We start from the raw sequence: 18,113 nt of genomic DNA on the forward strand, positions 1-18,113 counted from the left end.
CGTCCAAGGCGGCTTCATGCGGTGCAACATGCCCGAACGGGTTGCGACGACCACGGAAGCGACTATGACCAAATCCACCGGCAAATCCTCCTCTGCAATTGATGCGGCCGAAACCAAGGCCACCACGGCCAAGCGCGTCGTAAGCATGGCAGCGGAAAAGGCGCCCGCCAAGACGGCGGTGAAGGTCGCCAAGCCCGCCGCCAAGAAGGCGACCAAGGCTGCCGCGGCTGACAAGCCCGAGAAGGTGACGAAGGCTCGCGCCAAGAAGGCCGAAGACAAGCTCGCCGACCTCGTGGGCAGCGCGCGCCCCGTGCCCAGCGGACGCCGCCCGGGCCGTCCCGCCAAGAACGCCAACAATGATGCCGACGGCTTCGACGATTCGATGGACGGCGAGGGCGAAGTCCTGCCCGATCTGAAGCCGCCCAAGCGCGGCGGCAAGCGCGGCAAGGCCGATCCCAAGGATCTGATCGCCCGCGGCCCCGTCACGCCCGAAGAATACGAAGCGCGCCGCAACCGCCTGAAGCAGCTGATCAAGCTGGGCAAGGACCGCGGCTACCTGACCTACGGCGAAATCAACGACCATCTGCCTGACGACCTGGTCGACGCGGAAGCGATCGACGGCATCATCAGCACGTTCAGCGACATGGGCATTGCGGTCTACGACCAGGCGCCCGATGCCGAAACGCTGCTGATGAGCGAAAACGCGCCGGTGGCCTCCAACGACGACGACGTCGAAGACGAAGCCGAAGCCGCGCTGACCACCGTGGACTCCGATTTCGGCCGCACCACCGATCCCGTGCGCATGTACATGCGTGAAATGGGCTCCGTGGAACTGTTGACGCGCGAAGGCGAAATTGAAATCGCCAAGCGCATCGAAGACGGCCTGAAGCACATGGTCATGGCCATCTCGGCCTGCCCGACCACGATCAACGAGATCCTGGCCCACATCCTGCGCGTGCGCGAAGGCCAGGCCCAGATCGACGAAGTGGTCGACGGCCTGGTCGATCCGGAAGACGGCGAAGAGTACGCCGGCGCCGGCGTCACCGCCGAGGAAGACGAAGGCGACGACGGCCCCGCAGGCGGCATGTCCAGCAAGCAGCTGGAAGACCTGCGCGTGAAGGCCCTGGCGAAGTTCGACGAAGTCGGCAAGCAGTTCGAAAAGATGCGCCACTCGTACGAGAAGGACGGCTACAAGTCGGACGTCTACGTGCGCGCCCAGGAATCCATCCAGAACGAACTGATGGGCATCCGCTTCACGGCCAAGATGGTCGAGAAGCTGGCGGATACGCTGCGCCAACAGGTCGAGGAAGTGCGCCAGCTCGAGCGCGCCGTCCTGCACACGTGTGTGGACCGTGCCGGCATGCCGCGCACGCACTTCATCAAGGTGTTCCCGGGCAACGAAACCAACATGCAGTGGGTCGTCGATGAAGTGGCTGCCGGCCACCCGTACGCCGAAACGCTGGAGCGCCAGATTCCCGCCGTTCAGGAACTGCAGCAGAAGCTCATCGACCTGCAAACGCGCGTCGTGCTGCCGCTGAAGGACCTGAAGGACGTCAACAAGCGCATGGCCACTGGCGAAGCCAAGGCTCGCAAGGCCAAGCGCGAAATGACCGAGGCCAACCTGCGCCTGGTGATCTCGATCGCCAAGAAGTACACGAACCGCGGCCTGCAGTTCCTGGACCTGATCCAGGAAGGCAACATCGGCCTGATGAAGGCCGTGGACAAGTTCGAATACCGCCGCGGCTACAAGTTCTCGACCTACGCGACCTGGTGGATCCGTCAGGCCATCACGCGTTCCATCGCCGACCAGGCGCGCACCATCCGTATCCCGGTTCACATGATCGAAACGATCAACAAGATGAACCGGATCAGCCGCCAGATCCTGCAGGAAACCGGCGCCGAGCCGGATCCCGCGACCCTGGCGCAGAAGATGGACATGCCCGAGGACAAGATCCGCAAGATCCTGAAGATCGCCAAGGAACCGATCTCCATGGAAACGCCCATCGGTGACGACGACGACTCGCATCTGGGTGATTTCATCGAAGACACGTCCACCCTGGCGCCTTCCGACGCGGCCTTGCACGGTTCGATGCGCGATGTGGTCAAGGAAGTGCTAGACTCTCTCACCCCGCGTGAAGCCAAGGTTCTGCGCATGCGTTTCGGTATCGAAATGAGCACGGACCAGACCCTGGAAGAAGTGGGCAAGCAATTCGACGTCACGCGCGAGCGCATTCGCCAAATAGAGGCGAAAGCACTGCGCAAGCTGCGTCACCCCAGCCGGGCCGATAAGCTGAAGAGCTTCCTGGAAGGGCAGTAATCGTTTTTAGGGCCTCTAGCTCATGCCTGGTTAGAGCAGCGGACTCATAATCCGTTGGTGCCGAGTTCGACTCTCGGGGGGCCTACCAAGTAATGGCGCGGGTTTGCGGGTGGTTCACGCAACCCGCGCTTTTCTTTTGTCGTGGCCTGTAAGCAGTACCAGGTCGTACTCAGCCACTTCGATCAGCAGCCGGATTTCCCCGCGGCCGTGGATTGGAGAACGTACCAACTTGAATCGGGGAGGCAGGCCGCCGGGGCTGCCGGACCTGCACTATTTCAGCGGAATCGAGCTTGCGACCACCTTTGCACCGTCAGTGGTTAGGTGGCCGATGTCCCAGGTCGTGAAGCTTGTTGGGTCATCGTTCGTTCTGACCAGGCACCCGTCACTGTTGCACAGGCTATCGAAGGCCGAAACGTAGGTGATGTTCTCGATCTTGCTGATTTCGCGCAGAGCTGCATCAATACCCTGAATCATCGGGAGCAGCGATGTCGACAACCTTTGTGGCGTTGATTGCGCGAGCGCACCGTTTTTCCAAGTTTTAAGGACCAAGGTGGGCAAGTTCTCCGGCCATCGCGGGGCAGGGCCAACAAGGATTACCTCTTTGGCACCAGACTCCTTTACCGTTTGAATGGTATGAATAAGAGCGTTGCGCTCCGCGGAATCTTTCGCCCAGTCCTGAGTGTATTGATCCCAGACCGCAAACATCACCACAGCGGCGTTGGGGTGCTTCTTGATCAACGACAGGGTGAATTCATTGCTCGCTCTGCAGCTGTCATATTGGCTGTCCAGCAATGGAGGGCAACTATTGCGGGTCGTCTGTGCGATCGTGTACTGGTCGCCAAGGATCGCCAGAACGCCGGGATAAAGGCGAGCGGCGTACGAGTCGCCCCACACGATCATGGACTTGCTCGCACCTTGATCCAGCAATTCATAGCACTGCCGATCGAAGGCGGAACCGCCGTCTTTTGCGGTGAGCCAGCACGCCGGGTATCTGGCGTCCCCTTCGTAGGAATAGGTGTACGTGGCGACGGCTTGCAGTGCGTCGGGAAGGCGCGAAGGCGCGCCTTGACTAGCGACAGCTTGAACCCCAACCGCGCCTGCGATAGCGAGCATTCCCCCTAGAAGGGGGACGGCAACTCGCGGACGCACGAATGTGCGGAAGTTCTTCTCGATCAAGTGATAGGTCAGCGCCGCAAGCAAGACGCTTGCCAGGGCAAGCGACACCCTTGTTTCCGTCGTAATGCCCGGGTCCAGCAGCTTGCCGATTGAGAGCAGTGGCCAATGCCAGAGGTACAGCGGATAGCTGATAAGGCCAATGTAAACCAACGCGCGGTTGGCCAGGATCGCTTGTCCTAGCCTCGACGCGTTCGCAGTGGCTAGTACCAATAGTGTCCCTGTGACCGGTATGACGGCCCACCAACCTGGAAAGGCGATGTGGCTGTCGAAAAGCAATACGGAGCTTGTGATGAGCGTCAGACCGAGCGCCGTCCCCACATCGGAGAGCGGGCCACGATAATGATGCCGGGTAGGGTTACGGCGCAGCATGAAACACGCGAGCGCCCCGCCAGCCAGAAGCTCCCAGAATCGCGTGTGGGGAAGGAAGAATACTTCCACAGGATGATCTTGAATTCGCCAGATATTCAGGACGAAGGAAATCAGTGCAAACGCGAGAATGGCTGGAAGACAGGCTTTCCGTCTGAAAGAAAGCCAAAGCAGCACCGGATAGACAAGATAAAACTGTTCCTCGATGCCCAGGGACCAAAGATGCATCAACGGCTTCAATTCGGACGTCGTATCAAAGTAGCCGTCTTGGCGCCAAAGGACAAAGTTCTGAAGAAAAGTCGCTCCCCCTACGATCTGAACGCCGAGCTCACTGAATTCCTTCGGCATCAGCAGAAACCAGCCAGCGAGATATGTTGCGATTAGAACCGTAGTCAAGGCAGGGAGCAGACGCCTGGTCCTGGATATGTAGAAATAGGAAAAGCTGAATTTTCCCTGCTCTAGATTTCCAAGAAGGATCGACGAGATCAAGAACCCTGAAATCACAAAAAAAACGTCGACGCCAACAAACCCGCCCGTGAAGGTTCCTGGGACTGCGTGGTAAATGACGACGGAAATTATTGCGACAGCCCTGAGGCCGTCTATGTCTGGCCGATAGACAATTCCGTGGCTGGCGTGTTTCATTGAGGGCGTCCGTTGGTTGCGCCAGCATCATACGACACGGCGTGAAGTTATGGATCTCCCGTTCTGGCGGGCTTCTTGTCGTCCATAGGAAGCGGCCAAAACAGGCGACGGGGCCCCGAAAAACCGGCTATGGTCATAGCCCGAACGCTCCAGCCCGGGTACCTTGATGGCTCTACGCGGTTTAGCCGGCGCAGACCAGGTGCTGCTGTCTCGGCGTATGGCGCCGTCTCCTGACGTAGTGGATGGGCATTCTTTCAGTCATCGGCAGCTTCCAACCTATGCCGATATCGCTCCAGCCGTTTCGCCGGAACTTTCATGTTGGCTCTCGCTCTGATCTCTTTTGTGTATGACAGCGATGGAGAACTCCGATGAAATCTAAAGCCTTGCCTGGTACTGCCCAGGACCCGCTGGCTTTCGAGGCGGAGGCCCTGGCGTGGAGCGGCGCTCGCCCAATGACATCTGACATCTCAATGATGTCTCCCATTGAGCTAATGAGGCATGCCTTGGTAAAGCTGGAAAATTCGTCCGTTCACCAGACTCCAGAGAAAGCTGCCGCAATCCAGTATCTGACCAGTGCATTGAGCATGGTTAGCTTTGTCACATGTAGCTAACGTGCAGGAAGGCTGGGGAATAAAGCAGGGACCGCATCAATCGATCACTTCCGCGCAAGCATCCGTTGGCGCTGCGGCGACGTCGCCGACGACGGGCACGATCTTGATGGCCGCAGACGCAATACGGCAGGGGGCGGCCGCTACGCCGCAACCGGAAGCGGATATGCACAGCATTGAAATCAAAAGCCACTTCATTGGACGTGTTCGAATTGATTGATCAAGGCGCAGCCCGATAAAAGGCTGGCGGTGTCGCACGGAGTCTATTTCGACCATGTTCAGACGCCGATTCCCATATGAAGAAAACGTGCACGCTGCATTGCGCAGGCGGCATTCTGCTATGTGTCGCCGCGCCAATTAGTGGGGAAATGCTGGCCAAGTGTAATGACACTTGCTCGCCTTGGAACAGGAGGTAACGCGGACCCCGTTTGCATGGCGCCAGAGCCGGGAAATCCCGGGTAGGATGGTGATGTTCTTTCCGGGCGTACCCGGAAGGGCGTCCAACAAAAAGAAGGAGCGCTACATGCTTGATACTTTTCCCAAGGCAGGCCGAGCGGGCGTGATCGCCGCGATGCTCGGCGTGGCTGGCTTGTTGTTTACCGGCTGCACCACGACCACCGCTCAATCCTCGGCCACGGCTGCGGAAAAGCGGCAGGAACTCGATACCGCCGCGGACGCCACCCTGAGCAAGCTTTATCAATCTTCGTCGCAGGCCAAGCAATTGGTCGAACGCGCGCGCGGGGTGTTGGTGTTCCCGGGCGTATTGAGTGCAAGCTTCATCGTGGGAGCCCAGCATGGGTCCGGCGTGCTGCGCGTGAGCGGTTCGGATACCGGCTACTACAGCATCACGGGCGGTTCTATTGGCTTGCAGGCTGGCGCCCAGTCCAAGGCCATGGTGGTGTTGTTCATGACGGACGATGCCTTGGCCAAGTTCCGCGCCAGCAGCGGTTGGACGGTCGGGGCGGACGCGACGGTGGCGGTGGCCAACGTGGGCGTCAACGGCAGCATCGATACCAACACCGCGCAACAACCCATCGTCGGTTTCGTCTTGAACAACGGCGGTCTAATGGCCGGAGTGTCGGTGGACGGCAGCAAGATTTCGCCGCTGTTGTTGTAGCAGGCGCGCGCCCTTACAGGCCCATGGCCTTTTCCCAAGGCAATTGGGGAGGCAGGGCCTGCGTCATTGCATCCACAAAAGCGCGGATGCGCGGCGATAGGTGCCGGTTCGGCAGATAGACCAGCTGGACCGGCGCGCCAGGCGCCATCCAGTAGGTCAACACCAGTTTCAGGCGTCCGTCCATGACGGCGGACTCTGCAATGAAGCTGGCCATGCGGGCGATGCCCGCGCCGGCCACCACGGCATCCAGGATGGCTTCCGGATGGTTTACGTTCAGATTGCCGCCGGGCGTGATCGTGTAGCGCTCATCGCCTTTCTGGAAATCCCATTCGTGATATCGGCCGGTCTGCCATTGGACGTAGGCCAGGCAGTTGTGCCGTTCCAGTTCGGCGGGTGTAGTCGGCGTGCCATGCGCGGCCAGATAGGCGGGGCTGGCGCACGTGACGTAGCGCAGTTGCGACAAGGTCTTGGCGATCACACGCGAATCCGCAGTGACGCCGATCCGTATGGTCGCATCCAGTCCCTCTTCAGCCAGATTGGGAATGCGGTCGCTGAAATCGGCGTTGATCGATAGTTCCGGGTAGCGCGCAGTCAGCGACAGCAGCGCAGGCATGATGACCTTTCTGCCCAACCCGACCGGCGCATGCACGCGCAGCTTGCCGCGCGGACTCTCGCTCGCTCCCGTTACTTCGGCCTCGGCGGCCTCCACTTCCAGCAGGATATGGCGGCAACGCCGCAGCAGCAATTCGCCATCGTCCGTCAGCGACAGGTTGCGTGTGGTGCGGTTGAGCAGCTTCACGCCCAGCTTGGCTTCAAGCAGTGAAACGCTCTTGCTCACCGATGCGGTTGAGATGTCGAGCCGGTGCGCCGCGGCCGTGAAACTGCCGCTGTCCGCGACCCGCACGAAATTCAGAACATGCTTGAGATGGTCTATGAGGATGTACATGGCGCTCGGGCTGATGGGTGCACGCCATCTTAGTCATTCCCACGCGGAAAGTTAAAGGTGATTTGCCCTCGGGTCCGTTTATCTGCCGCATGCCTGTCCCTACACTGAGCCGCAATGTTGGCAGGTTCAGAAGACGACACGACAGGAGGCATGGGTGGAGATCCAGAGCAGTGCGCAGGCAGCGGGCGGGCCCGAGCGGATTTATCTAGATGGGCTGGCGGCGGGCCGGTTCCAGATTCAACGTTGCGAGGATTGCAGCCAGGCGGTGTTCTATCCCCGCTGCGTGTGCCCCCATTGCGGCGGCTTGGCATTGCGCTGGTTCTCGCCTTCGGGTGAGGGAGTGGTGTATGCCACCACGACCGTGTACCGCAAGCCGGAGCAGGGCGGCGACTACAACGTTTGCCTGGTGGATTTGCCGGAAGGCGTGCGGATGATGAGCCGGGTCGCGGAGCTGGCGCCCGCGCAGGTGCGTATCGGCATGCGCGTAAGCGCCCGGATCGTGGCGGACGGCCATGCCGCGCAAGTGGTGTTCGTGCCCTCGGGGAGGACAGCATGACGCTGCGCGATTTGAGAGGCAAGACGGCCGTGGTCGGCGTGGGACTGGCCGGGCTGGGACAGGCCAGCGGCCATAGCGAGCAGGAAGTGCTGGCGCAAGCCGCCATGGCCGCGATTACGGACGCCGGCCTGAGTCTCAAGGATATAGACGGCATTACGACCTGTAGCTCCCTGTCGCCCATGTGGGCGATGTCCGTCGTCGAGTATCTCGGCATACGTCCGACCTTCGTGGACAGCACCATGATCGGCGGTTCCAGCTATGTGGCGCATTTGCTCCCGGCCATGCACGCGCTCGCTTCCGGGCAGTGCAATGCGGTTCTGGTCTGTTACGGCAGCACCCAGCGCACCGCCACGTTCAACCGTGCCGATCTGACCCGCGTGCGGAAATTCCTCGACCCGCAGCCTTACGAAACGCCCTATGACCCGCCTTTGCCGGTAGCGGCCTACGCCTTGGCCGCGAGCCGCCACATGCACCAGTACGGCACCACGCGCAAGCAATTGTCGGAAGTGGCGGTGGCCGCGCGGAAATGGGCGCAATTGAACCCGGAAGCCACCATGCGCGAACCGCTGTCGCTGGCGGATGTCGAGGCGGCGCGTCCGGTCTGCGAGCCCTTTACGGTGCGCGACTGTTGCATGGTCAGCGACGGCGCCGGCGCGTTCGTGCTGACCCGGTCCGACCGCGCGCGCGACTGCGCCAAGAAACCGGTGTACGTGATGGGCAATGCGACCGCGATATGGAACCGGCAGGTGTCGTCCATGCATGACCTGACGGTGACCGCAGCGCTTGAATCGGGCAAGCGTTGCTACGAGATGGCCGGCGTCTCCGCGAAAGACATGGACCTGGCCATGCTGTACGACGCCTTCACCATCAACACCATCCTGTTCCTGGAAGACCTGGGGTTCTGCCGGAAGGGCGAGGGCGGCGCGTTTGTGGACGATGGCGCGATCGGGCCCGGCGGGCGGCTGGCCGTCAACACCAACGGCGGCGGCCTGTCCTGCGTGCATCCGGGCATGTACGGCGTGTTTCTCATGGTCGAGGCGGTCAGGCAACTGCGTGGAGAGTGCGGTGAACGCCAGTTGAAGGATCCGAACCTGGCCCTGGTGCACGGCAACGGCGGCACGCTGTCCAGCCAGTCCACCGCGATCCTCAGCGCGTTGCCTACGCTCTGACCGTCCAACAAGTCTGCGGTGGAGGCGGAGCAACCGCATCACCGCCATGGGGTAAGCCATGTTGAAAAAGATCGTGCCCTCGCTGGAGGAGGCCGTGGCTGGAGTGGCGGATGGCGCCACGCTGCTGATAGGCGGGTTTGGCGCTTCCGGCGTGCCGACGGAACTGCTGCAGGCGCTACTGGAGACCGGCGCCCGCGAACTGACCATCGTCAACAACAACGCGGGCAATGGCGAGCAGGGTTTGAGCCAGCTGATCCGGGCGGGGCGGGTGCGGAAAGTGATCTGCTCCTTTGCGCGCTCGTCGAATCCCAAGAAACCCAATGCGGCGGCGTTCGGAGAGTGGTATGCCGCAGGCAGAATCGAACTGGAGGTGGTGCCGCAAGGCACGCTGGCCGAACGCTTGCGCGCGGCCGGAGCCGGCATGGGGCCGTTCTTCACGCCCACTGCCTACGGAACCCGCTTGGCGCAAGGCAAGGAAGCGCGCGTGATCAACGGCCGCGGCTACGTACTGGAAGAGCCGCTGCCGGGTGATGTGGCCTTCGTGAAGGCGCAGTACGGCGACAGTGCGGGCAATCTGACCTACCGTTACGCCAGCCGTAATTTCGGACCCGTGATGTGCATGGCCGCGCGGATGACTGTGGCCCAGGTAGACCAGGTGGTGTCTCTGGGGGAACTGGCGCCGGAGCAGATCATAACGCCCGGGATTTTCGTTCAACGCATCGTCGAGTACCCCAATGAGTATCAATAGCCTGTCCCGCGCGCGCATGGCGCAGATCGTCGCCGACGACATTCCGCCCGCCTCATACGTCAATCTGGGCATCGGCATGCCGACCTCGGTGGCCGACTATTTGAAGCCCGAGCGCGGCGTGGTGCTGCACAGCGAAAACGGCATCCTGGGCATGAAAGGCCTGCCGCCGGGCGCCGCGGTCGACACGGACCTGCTCAACGCCAGCAAGGAGCCCGTTGCGCTGGACATCGGTGCCTCGATTACCGATCACGTGGTGTCCTTCGCCATGATGCGCGGCGGCCATATCGATCTGACCGTGCTGGGCGCCTTCCAGGTTTCCGCCGACGGCGACCTGGCCAACTGGGACACGGGACGCGAAGACTCGATTCCAGCCGTGGGCGGGGCCATGGACCTGGTAGCAGGCGCCAAACGCATCTTCGTAATGATGCAGCACGTGGACCGGGATGGCCGGCCGAAGATCGTGCCTGAATGCACCTATCCCCTAACCGGCAAGGCCGTGGTCGATCGCATCTACAGCGATCTGGCAATCCTGGACATCACGCCGGACGGACTGCATGTGCGGGCGATGGTGCGGGGCCTGGATTTTGCAGCGCTGCAGGCGCGGACCTCGGTGGACTTGAAGCTGGACGATGCATGGATCGAACTGGCGCCCTGAATTTCAGGTGGACGCCGTCATTGGAGGAAGTCATGAGCTGGACGCAGGAGTTGGACGAACTGGCACGCCGCAAGGAATATTCCCTGCGCATGGGCGGCGCGGAAAAGGTGCAGCGTCAGCATGACGCGGGCAAGCTGGACATCCGCCAGCGGATCGAACGGCTGGTCGATGGCGGTTCGTTCGTCGAGGTGGGAGGTTTGGCCGGTAGCGGTGAATACGACGAGCAGGGCCGCCTGGTCCAAGTGATGCCGTCGAACGTGATCATGGGACGGGCGGCGCTGGACAGCAAAAGCGTCGTAGTCGTGGGCGACGACTTCACCGTGCGCGGCGGCGCGAACGACGGGGCCGTGGGCGACAAGATGATTTTTGCCGAACAGATGGCGTTCGACCTGCGCCTGCCGCTGGTACGCCTGATCGACGGCACGGGCGGAGGCGGCTCGGTCAAGAACATCGAGAAGATGGGGCATGCGCTGCTGCCGAAGATGAAGATCTGGGCCTACGTGGCGCGCAACCTGGCCCAGGTCCCCGTGGTGTCGCTGGCCCTCGGGTCGGTGGCCGGCCAGGGCGCCGCGCGCGTCGCCGGCAGCCACTACTCCGTCATGGTCAAGGACACCTCGCAGCTGTTCATTGCGGGACCACCGGTGGTGGCCAAGATCGGCCAGAAACTGGGCAAGAACGAGCTGGGCGGAAGCGCCATACACACCCGCAACGGGGTGGTGGACGATGAGGTGGATTCCGAGGACGAGGCTTTTGCGGCGGCGCGGCGTTTCCTGTCGTATCTGCCGGCGTCGGTCCACGAACTCGCGCCCAGGGGAGAGCCTCCCGTCACTGTGGCTGAACAGGAGTGGTTGCGGACCGCCATTCCGAAGGACACGCGCAAGGTCTACAAGATCCGGCCGATACTGGACACCTTGTTCGATCCCGGCACCGTGTTCGAAATCGGCCGGCATTGGGGGAGGGCAATCGTGGGCGGGCTGGCTCGGGTGGATGGCTGGCCCGTGCTGTTCGTCGCCAGCAATCCCTATCACTATGGCGGCGGCTGGGACCGGCACACCGCCGAGAAATTCACCCGTCTGGTCGATTTGGCCGAAACCTTCCACCTGCCCGTGGTGAATCTGGTGGACATCGCGGGTTTCCAGATCGGCCTGGAAGCCGAGAAGGACGGCGTGATGCGCGCCGGAGTCAGGGCGTTGACGGCGGTCTCGCAGTCAACGGTGCCTTGGTTTTCGCTGATCATGCGGCGGGCCTTCGGCGTGGCCGCGGGCGGCCATCAGAATTCCAGCCGTTTCAATTTCCGCTATGCCTGGCCTTCGGCCCAGTGGGGCTCGCTGCCGATCGAGGGCGGCCTGGAGGTGGCGTACCGGTCGGAGATCGAGGCGGCCGCCGATCCCGAAGCCAAGCGCGCGGAAATCGAGGCAAGAGTGCGTGCTTTGACGTCGCCCTTCCGTAGCGCGGAGGCCTTCGTCATCGAAGACATCATCGATCCTGCCTGCACGCGTGCGCGCCTGGTCGAGTTCGCGAATCTGGCCGCACCGCTGCGCCAGCCCGGCCAGGTGGCCACCGGATACCGGCCCTGAGGTGCTGCAGATGAAGAAGATCCTGATCGCCAACCGGGGAGCCGCCGCCGCGCGTATCCTGCGTGCCGTGAGGGCGCTGGGCCTGCGGTCCGTGGTGGTGTACTCCGAGGCCGATGCCGACCTTCCGTATGTGCGCCAGGCGGATGAGAGCTGCTGCATCGGGCCGGCGCCGGCGCGGGCCAGCTACCTCAACCAGGACCTGCTGCTCGAGGTCATGGCGCGTTGCGGCGCCGATGCGCTGCATCCGGGCTACGGATTCCTGTCCGAGAACGCACAGTTCGCGCGCAGGGTGGAAATGGCGGGGCATTGCTTCATCGGCCCGTCGTCCAAGTGGATTGACGCGCTCGGCAATAAGGCGAGTGCGCGTACGTTGATGCAACGGCATGGCCTGCAGGCAGGCGGCAGCACGGGCATCCTGCCCCGGGATGACATGGCGGCAGTACGCCAGGCGGCCGAGGCGCTCGGGTATCCGGTGCTGATCAAGCCTGCGGGCGGCGGCGGCGGTATAGGCATGATCCCCGTCCACGATCCTCGGGCGCTATCTGATTGCTGGGAGCGCGCCAGCGGCATGGCCGAAAAGGCCTTCGCCAACCCCGCCCTGTACATGGAACGATTCGTGCCGTCTCCGCGGCATATCGAATTCCAGTTCCTGGCGGACAGGTTCGGCAATGTCCTGTCCTTGTTCGAACGGGATTGTTCCACCCAGCGCAGATACCAGAAGGTGATCGAGGAAGCGCCGGCGCCGGCCATCGACCGCCAGGCCGTGGCCAGCATGTCGCAGCGGCTGTCGGCGATCCTGGGAGAGATCGGCTACGACGTCATCGGCACGGTGGAGATGCTGTACACGCCGGACAGCGGCTTTTCGTTCCTTGAAGTCAACACGCGTTTGCAGGTCGAACACGCGATCTCGGAAGCGGTCACCGGCGTGGATATCGTGCAGGCGCAGATTCGCCTGGCGGCGGGCGAAAGGCTGTCCTCGGTGATCGACAGGCAGCCTGTCGTGACGGGGCATGCCATCGAGGCGCGCGTCTACGCCGAGGATCCCGTGAGTTTCCTGCCTTCGCCCGGCGTCCTGAAGGCGTTCGAGTTGCCGCAGTCCCGTCCCGGTTTGCGGATAGAGACTGGCTATGCGCAAGGCAACCGGGTTTCCAGCCATTACGACCCCATGGTGGCGAAGGTTGTTGCGCATGCGGCCGATCGCGCCAGCGCCATCGGTGAACTGAGCAGCGCGCTTGGCCGTATGCGGGTAGAGGGCATCAAGACCAACATTCCCATGATTCTTCAGGTGCTCGGATCGGAGCGGTTCCAGGCCGGAGCAATGACTGTCGACGGCTTGCAGGAAGTGATTTCAACAGAGTCGGTAAAGGAGCTTGCATGAAAAAAATAGTCTCCAACGTGGCGGGCCGCGTGGTCGCTTGTTGCGTGGAAGAGGGCGTGCAGATTCAGACGGGCGACGAGGCGTTCAAGGTCGAGTCGATGAAGATGGAAATCCCCGTTGAGAGCGAGGCAGCAGGCCGTATCGCCAAGGTGCTGGTGGCGGTCGGCGATGAAGTGGAGGAAGGGCAGGATCTTGCGTTGCTGGATTGAGGCGGACCGCCTCTGAACCTGGATAAAAAAAGCGAGGAGACAATGTTCAAGACAATCAAAAAAGACGCGCCCGCAGCTTCTGCGCGCAAGCGTCCCCTGAGGATCCTGGCGCTGCTGGGATGCGCGGTCCTGCTAGGCGCTGGCACGGCTGGCGCGCAAACCGCGCAGGGCTTTCCGAACAAGCCGGTGACCATAAACGTTCCATTCTCGGCCGGCGGCACCACCGACATCCTGGCGCGCGTGATAGGCCAGCGCCTGAGCGAGCGCTGGGGCGTGTCGGTGGTGGTCGAGAACAAGCCCGGCGCGGGCGGCAACATTGGCACGGCGCAGGTGGCGCGCGCCGCGCCGGACGGCTACACGCTGGTGATGGGCACGATCGGCACGCACGCCATCAACCCCAGCCTGTACAAGTCCATGCCCTACGACGCCATCAAGGACTTCGCGCCGATCACGCGTACGGCCATGGTGCCGAATGCCCTGGTGGTGCCCAAGAATGCGCCGTATGACACCGTGAAGGAACTGATCGCCTACGGCAAGACCCATCCGGGGAAGCTCACCTTCGGCTCTTCCGGACATGGGAGCACGCTGCACATGTCCGGCGAGACTTTCAAGATGATGACCGGGGTCGATATGGTGCACGTACCCTACAAGGGCAGCACGCCGGCGGTGACGGATCTGCTGGGCGGCCAGATATCGATGATTTTCGACAACCTGCCTTCGGCGCTGCCGCACATCAAGGCCGGCCGGCTGAAGGTGTTGGCGGTGACCTCGGCGCAGCGCAGCGACCAACTGCCCGACGTGCCCACCGTGGCGGAGGCCGGCGTGCCTGGCTACGAGGTCGTGTCGTGGTTCGGCCTGTGGGCTCCCGCGAGGACGCCGGACGGCGTCGTGGCGGAAATCAACAAGCAGGTCGTCGCGATCATTCAGACCCCCGATATGCAGAAGCAGATCCGCGACCAGGGAGCGGTGCCCAATCCCGATACGCCCGCGGAGTTCGCCGCCTTCATCGGCAGCGAAGGCAGGAAGTGGGCCGAGGTGGTGCGCCGCGCCAACGTGACGACCGAGTAGGCAATCGACAGCACCGGGCCTGCCGCATGCAGCCGGCAGGCCCGTTTTGAGGAGACACAGGCATGGAACGCATGATGCAAGGCAAGGTGGTGGTGGTGACCGGGGCGGGAGGCGGCATAGGCCGCGAGGTGGCCCTGCAACTGGCGGCCGAGGGCGCCAAGGTCGTGGTCAACGACATCGGGGTCGCGCTCAACGGCGACGATCTGACCGCCAGGGAGGCGCCGGTGGCGCCCGCCGATGCGGTGGTCGCCGAGATACGCGCAGCGGGCGGCGTGGCGGTTGCCAACTTCGATTCGGTGGCGACCCATGCGTCCGCCAACGCCATCGTCCAGTGCGCCATGGACCAGTTCGGGCGCATCGACGGCGTGGTCAACAACGCGGGAAATCTGCGCGACCGCTCCTTTCACAAGATGAGCGAGGAAGAATGGCGCGCGGTCATCGCGGTGCATCTCGACGGTACGTTCTTCGTCAGCCGGGCTGCGGCCACGCACTTCCGCGAACAGGAGGGCGGGGCGATGGTGCATATGACCTCGACCTCCGGACTGATCGGCAACTATGGCCAGGCCAATTACGGCGCGGCCAAGCTGGGCATCGTGGCCTTGTCCAAGATGATCGCGCTGGACATGGGCCGGTATGGCGTGCGCTCCAACTGCATCGCGCCGTCGGCCTGGAGCCGCATGACCAGTTCCATCCCCACCGACACGCCGCAACAGCGGGACCGGGTGGAGAAACTGAAGAAGATGGAGGCGGGCAAGATCGCGCCGATGGCCGTCTACTTGCTGAGCGATGCCGCGCGGGAGGTCAGCGGCCAGATATTCGCGGTGCGCGCCAACGAAATCATGCTGATGAGCCAGCCGCGCCCGTTGCGGTCGGTGCATTTCAGCGAAGGCTGGACTCCGCAGCGCATTGCCGAGATCGCCATCCCGGCGATGCAGAAGCACTTCTACCCCCTGGAACGCTCGCCCGACGTGATGAGCTGGGATCCGATCTGACTCGGCGGCCATGGACGTGGAATTGTCTTTGGGAAAAAGGGGAGGGAAGCCATGCGCTTGAGCCATGAGCAACTGTTGAACTACGAATTGCCGGAGATCAGGCAGCGCTACACGGCGCGCGACGCCATGCTGTATGCGCTGTCAGTGGGGCTGGGACGCGACCCCTTGGATGCCTGCGACCTTGCCTATGTGGGCAGGCGGCACGATCCGCTGGTGCTGCCGTACATGGCCGTGGTCCTGGGCTATCCGGGTTTCTGGCTGAATGCGCCCGATATCGGGGCCGATACGGTGCGGCTGCTGCACGGCGAGCAGGGGATGGAACTCTTCCATCCCATTCCCGCCTCCGGCGAACTGATAGGCAAGACCCGCGTCGTCGAGGCGGTGGACAAGGGTGAAAAGGGACTGCTGCTGTATTCCGAGAAAACCTTGACGGATGCCGGCACGGGGGTGCTCATCGCGCGGACTACCGCGACCCATGTGCTCAGGGGCGATGGCGGCATGGCGAATGCCGGCAGGCAGGCGCGTCCGGCGCACGCCATGCCCGGCGGTGCGCCGGACTGGACCGTGCCGGTGCGCACCCGGCCCGAGCAGGCGCTGGTATATCGGCTCAATGGCGACTACAACCCGCTGCACAGCGATCCGCAGATCGCCCGCGCCGCGGGATTCCCGCGGCCCATATTGCATGGGCTGTGCACCTTTGGCATGGTGTCGCACACCGTTGCGAGGCAGTTGCAGCCTGAGGCGGAAGGGGCCGTGCGTTCCGTGTCGCTGCGATTTTCTGGCCCGATGTATCCCGGCGAGACGCTAAGTGTGGAGGTCTGGCGGGACGGGTCCTTCCGGGCGAAGGTCGTGGAGCGCGACGCGATCGTCATCGACAATGGAGTATTGCGGGTCGCCAGCCTCGGATAGGGCGGGCCGAATCCAGGCCGCATGTTTGAGCGCGATGCGCATTTGCGCGCTGCAAAATGGAAGAGCGCCCCAGCTCTAGATGAGTCTGAGGCGCTCCTGCCCGGCTTCGCACGCGATGGGTGTCAGACAGCCCGGCAACTCAAATCTACTGCTGCGGCATAGGTTGAGCAATAGGGAAAACCCTTGAATATTAAAGGGTTACAGATACATGCCCTCGGCGGGGCAACTGGCCCGTGTGCCGGGCGCCGCTGACGTCAGTTGCCTGTCAATGGGGCCGCGACAACTTGATCCGCCTCGGTATCCGCGAATTGTGACGCCGGAGGCAGACGCCGACACTGAAGCCTGTCTTCACAGTGCCGGAGAGCGGATATGTCAGGGTTGCGGAAGCGTCAGTTGGGACAGGGCATGACCGAATACATCTATCGCCCCGAAAACCGCATAAACAAAGGCTTTGCGCAAAGGCGTCAATTAGATGTCTAAAACTCGGCCCAGTAAGCTGTACGCTTACCCAGCCTTTTTGCTCGGGCCTTTCACCAGCTTGGGCCGCTTGTCGCGCAGGTAGATTCGGGTCGTCCGAGGATCTGAATGGCCGAGTAGGGCGCTCGGATCGATGCCTTGCGACTCTGCATCGGTGCCGGCCATCGCGCGCAGGTCGTGGAGGGTAGCGTCAGGGACGCTAGCCTTGACGGCGGCATCCTTGAAAATGCGCCAAACGTTGGAATGGAGCCTGAGATTCCCCCCGCGGCCGCCAAGCAGATATTGGGTTCTGGTTTTCGAGCCTCGCAACTCTTTGGCGCGATCAACGGCTGCCCGGAGCTCCGGCGTCCATTCGACCACAAGCCGCTTCCCTGTCTTCTGCTGCTCGAAGTACACGCCTTCGTCACGCAGGTGGTCGAGCTCGATCTTCAACACGTCACCGATTCGCTGCCCAGTCAGGTAGCAAATGTCCATGACGCATTGAAGCCACGGCGGGCAGCCCTTGTAGATGGCCGCATACTCCGCTGGCGTGATCAACCTATCCCTCGGCTTTTGCACGAAGCGCTTCACGCTCACGCATGGATTGGCTTCGACGCGACCGCGGTCCAAGGCCCATTGGAAAACCAGCTTCAGAACGGTCAGCATTCTGTTTGCCAGAGCTTGACGGTCTGCGTACCCATCAAGTAGCTCAACTACGTCGCCATGACGCACCTGGCTTGGGTAGAAGGCGGCAAAAGCCACTTTCAGCTGCGCTGCACAGTATTCGTACTGCTTGCGCGTCGATTCAGCCACGTCCTTTGTTAGAAAGGGAATCGCGGCATCGATCAGTGCGGGCATCCCGTCTGTGGGGGCGGCGACGATACGGGCGTACTCCAGCAGCGCGCTGTGAAGGTCGGCGCCTATCTTGCGCCACTTTCCACCTTTAACGTACCAGTACGCGCCGTGTTTCAGGTATACGCACGCGGGGAGGTGTCGGTCCTTGGTTCTTGGTCGCATGGCCTAGTGCTGCCTCCATTGCTGCCCGTAGGACCACTGGGGTCCCGTCGGGGCGAATCTTGAACGGGATAGAGAGGAAACGCAGGGTCTCAATCTGCCCCGCCTTCCTGGTCTTCCCTGTGAGTTCGATCAGCTCCTCATGTGTGAGCGTGAGCATTTCGCCTCCAAAACGAAGCCCACGCTAGGTGGGCTTGCTGAATTTGCTGA

General features: G+C 62.4%; 17 protein-coding genes and 1 tRNA gene. 13 read left to right on the forward strand and 5 right to left on the reverse strand.

Annotation, left to right across the window (positions count from 1 at the left end; genetic code table 11):
* Positions 1-64: 64 nt before the first annotated feature.
* Together rpoD and AC3WOB_RS27315 are read left to right on the forward strand one after the other, a co-directional pair.
* Entirely contained in the window at positions 65-2,317 is a 2,253-nt protein-coding gene (gene rpoD / locus AC3WOB_RS27310) for an RNA polymerase sigma factor RpoD (protein ID WP_013392838.1), read from the forward strand.
* Between the two features lie 9 nt (positions 2,318-2,326).
* A tRNA-Ile gene (locus AC3WOB_RS27315) sits at positions 2,327-2,405 on the forward strand.
* Between the two features lie 182 nt (positions 2,406-2,587).
* Here AC3WOB_RS27315 and AC3WOB_RS27320 read toward each other — a convergent pair.
* Positions 2,588-4,501, reverse strand: coding sequence for an acyltransferase family protein (locus AC3WOB_RS27320; RefSeq protein WP_492276762.1), 1,914 nt, complete (start codon positions 4,499-4,501; stop codon positions 2,588-2,590).
* 647 nt (positions 4,502-5,148) lie between these two features.
* Entirely contained in the window at positions 5,149-5,307 is a 159-nt protein-coding gene (locus tag AC3WOB_RS27325) for a DUF6726 family protein (protein WP_080551052.1), read from the reverse strand.
* A 325-nt stretch (positions 5,308-5,632) separates the two neighbouring features.
* On the opposite strand from AC3WOB_RS27325, the gene AC3WOB_RS27330 reads away from it, so the two are divergent.
* Positions 5,633-6,226 carry a BPSL1445 family SYLF domain-containing lipoprotein gene (locus AC3WOB_RS27330; RefSeq protein WP_041655386.1) on the forward strand — a complete coding sequence of 198 codons (594 nt, stop codon included), beginning with the start codon at positions 5,633-5,635 and terminating at the stop codon, positions 6,224-6,226.
* A gap of 13 nt (positions 6,227-6,239) precedes the next feature.
* On the opposite strand, the gene AC3WOB_RS27335 is transcribed toward AC3WOB_RS27330, so the two are convergent.
* The gene (locus tag AC3WOB_RS27335; protein WP_492276763.1) at positions 6,240-7,172 is read right to left on the reverse strand and encodes a LysR family transcriptional regulator; all 933 of its coding nucleotides are present in this window, start codon (positions 7,170-7,172) and stop codon (positions 6,240-6,242) included.
* 154 nt (positions 7,173-7,326) lie between these two features.
* Between AC3WOB_RS27335 and AC3WOB_RS27340 the strand changes: the two genes are divergently transcribed.
* The 10 genes from AC3WOB_RS27340 to AC3WOB_RS27385 all read left to right on the forward strand — a co-directional run bounded on the left by AC3WOB_RS27340 (position 7,327) and on the right by AC3WOB_RS27385 (position 16,433).
* Positions 7,327-7,728, forward strand: coding sequence for a Zn-ribbon domain-containing OB-fold protein (locus AC3WOB_RS27340; protein ID WP_013392841.1), 402 nt, complete (start codon positions 7,327-7,329; stop codon positions 7,726-7,728).
* Entirely contained in the window at positions 7,725-8,897 is a 1,173-nt protein-coding gene (locus AC3WOB_RS27345) for a thiolase family protein (RefSeq protein WP_492276764.1), read from the forward strand. The genes AC3WOB_RS27340 and AC3WOB_RS27345 overlap by 4 nt, the downstream gene beginning before the upstream one ends.
* Before the next feature lie 58 nt (positions 8,898-8,955).
* On the forward strand, positions 8,956-9,645 hold the full coding sequence (locus tag AC3WOB_RS27350) for a 3-oxoacid CoA-transferase subunit A (RefSeq protein ID WP_013392843.1): 690 nt from the start codon (positions 8,956-8,958) through the stop codon (positions 9,643-9,645).
* Positions 9,632-10,300 (forward strand): 3-oxoacid CoA-transferase subunit B, encoded by a 669-nt coding sequence (locus tag AC3WOB_RS27355; RefSeq protein WP_013392844.1) that lies wholly within the window; start codon positions 9,632-9,634, stop codon positions 10,298-10,300. The genes AC3WOB_RS27350 and AC3WOB_RS27355 overlap by 14 nt, the downstream gene beginning before the upstream one ends.
* A 32-nt stretch (positions 10,301-10,332) precedes the next feature.
* Positions 10,333-11,877: an acyl-CoA carboxylase subunit beta gene (locus tag AC3WOB_RS27360; RefSeq protein ID WP_013392845.1), complete on the forward strand. Its 1,545-nt coding sequence runs from the start codon at positions 10,333-10,335 to the stop codon at positions 11,875-11,877.
* A gap of 10 nt (positions 11,878-11,887) precedes the next feature.
* Positions 11,888-13,255 carry an acetyl-CoA carboxylase biotin carboxylase subunit gene (locus AC3WOB_RS27365; protein ID WP_013392846.1) on the forward strand — a complete coding sequence of 456 codons (1,368 nt, stop codon included), beginning with the start codon at positions 11,888-11,890 and terminating at the stop codon, positions 13,253-13,255.
* On the forward strand, positions 13,252-13,464 hold the full coding sequence (locus AC3WOB_RS27370; RefSeq protein WP_013392847.1) for an acyl-CoA carboxylase biotin carboxyl carrier protein subunit: 213 nt from the start codon (positions 13,252-13,254) through the stop codon (positions 13,462-13,464). Before AC3WOB_RS27365 ends, AC3WOB_RS27370 begins: the two co-directional genes overlap by 4 nt.
* 42 nt (positions 13,465-13,506) lie before the next feature.
* Positions 13,507-14,532, forward strand: coding sequence for a Bug family tripartite tricarboxylate transporter substrate binding protein (locus AC3WOB_RS27375; RefSeq protein WP_013392848.1), 1,026 nt, complete (start codon positions 13,507-13,509; stop codon positions 14,530-14,532).
* Between the two features lie 62 nt (positions 14,533-14,594).
* Positions 14,595-15,524 (forward strand): SDR family oxidoreductase, encoded by a 930-nt coding sequence (locus tag AC3WOB_RS27380; RefSeq protein WP_492276765.1) that lies wholly within the window; start codon positions 14,595-14,597, stop codon positions 15,522-15,524.
* A gap of 51 nt (positions 15,525-15,575) precedes the next feature.
* Positions 15,576-16,433: a MaoC/PaaZ C-terminal domain-containing protein gene (locus AC3WOB_RS27385; RefSeq protein WP_492276766.1), complete on the forward strand. Its 858-nt coding sequence runs from the start codon at positions 15,576-15,578 to the stop codon at positions 16,431-16,433.
* A 504-nt stretch (positions 16,434-16,937) separates the two neighbouring features.
* Here AC3WOB_RS27385 and AC3WOB_RS27390 read toward each other — a convergent pair.
* Positions 16,938-17,906, reverse strand: coding sequence for a tyrosine-type recombinase/integrase (locus AC3WOB_RS27390; protein ID WP_492276767.1), 969 nt, complete (start codon positions 17,904-17,906; stop codon positions 16,938-16,940).
* The gene (locus AC3WOB_RS27395; protein WP_492276768.1) at positions 17,833-18,063 is read right to left on the reverse strand and encodes a DUF4224 domain-containing protein; all 231 of its coding nucleotides are present in this window, start codon (positions 18,061-18,063) and stop codon (positions 17,833-17,835) included. The genes AC3WOB_RS27390 and AC3WOB_RS27395 overlap by 74 nt, the downstream gene beginning before the upstream one ends.
* Between the last annotated feature and the right edge of the window lie 50 nt (positions 18,064-18,113).

This window comes from Achromobacter sp. FW305-C-30-7, assembly GCF_058783105.1.

Excerpts from the sequence above, each read along its gene's own strand:
- AC3WOB_RS27385 (WP_492276766.1), top strand. The coding sequence starts at position 15,576 with ATGCGCTTGAGCCATGAGCAACTGTTGAACTACGAATTGCCGGAGATC.
- AC3WOB_RS27380 (WP_492276765.1), top strand. The coding sequence starts at position 14,595 with ATGGAACGCATGATGCAAGGCAAGGTGGTGGTGGTGACCGGGGCGGGA.
- AC3WOB_RS27345 (WP_492276764.1), top strand. The coding sequence starts at position 7,725 with ATGACGCTGCGCGATTTGAGAGGCAAGACGGCCGTGGTCGGCGTGGGA.
- AC3WOB_RS27360 (WP_013392845.1), top strand. The coding sequence starts at position 10,333 with ATGAGCTGGACGCAGGAGTTGGACGAACTGGCACGCCGCAAGGAATAT.
- AC3WOB_RS27370 (WP_013392847.1), top strand. The coding sequence starts at position 13,252 with ATGAAAAAAATAGTCTCCAACGTGGCGGGCCGCGTGGTCGCTTGTTGC.
- AC3WOB_RS27330 (WP_041655386.1), top strand. The coding sequence starts at position 5,633 with ATGCTTGATACTTTTCCCAAGGCAGGCCGAGCGGGCGTGATCGCCGCG.
- AC3WOB_RS27320 (WP_492276762.1), bottom strand. The coding sequence starts at position 4,501 with ATGAAACACGCCAGCCACGGAATTGTCTATCGGCCAGACATAGACGGC.
- AC3WOB_RS27390 (WP_492276767.1), bottom strand. The coding sequence starts at position 17,906 with ATGCGACCAAGAACCAAGGACCGACACCTCCCCGCGTGCGTATACCTG.
- AC3WOB_RS27355 (WP_013392844.1), top strand. The coding sequence starts at position 9,632 with ATGAGTATCAATAGCCTGTCCCGCGCGCGCATGGCGCAGATCGTCGCC.
- rpoD (WP_013392838.1), top strand. The coding sequence starts at position 65 with ATGACCAAATCCACCGGCAAATCCTCCTCTGCAATTGATGCGGCCGAA.
- AC3WOB_RS27395 (WP_492276768.1), bottom strand. The coding sequence starts at position 18,063 with ATGCTCACGCTCACACATGAGGAGCTGATCGAACTCACAGGGAAGACC.
- AC3WOB_RS27350 (WP_013392843.1), top strand. The coding sequence starts at position 8,956 with ATGTTGAAAAAGATCGTGCCCTCGCTGGAGGAGGCCGTGGCTGGAGTG.
- AC3WOB_RS27335 (WP_492276763.1), bottom strand. The coding sequence starts at position 7,172 with ATGTACATCCTCATAGACCATCTCAAGCATGTTCTGAATTTCGTGCGG.
- AC3WOB_RS27375 (WP_013392848.1), top strand. The coding sequence starts at position 13,507 with ATGTTCAAGACAATCAAAAAAGACGCGCCCGCAGCTTCTGCGCGCAAG.
- AC3WOB_RS27325 (WP_080551052.1), bottom strand. The coding sequence starts at position 5,307 with ATGAAGTGGCTTTTGATTTCAATGCTGTGCATATCCGCTTCCGGTTGC.
- AC3WOB_RS27365 (WP_013392846.1), top strand. The coding sequence starts at position 11,888 with ATGAAGAAGATCCTGATCGCCAACCGGGGAGCCGCCGCCGCGCGTATC.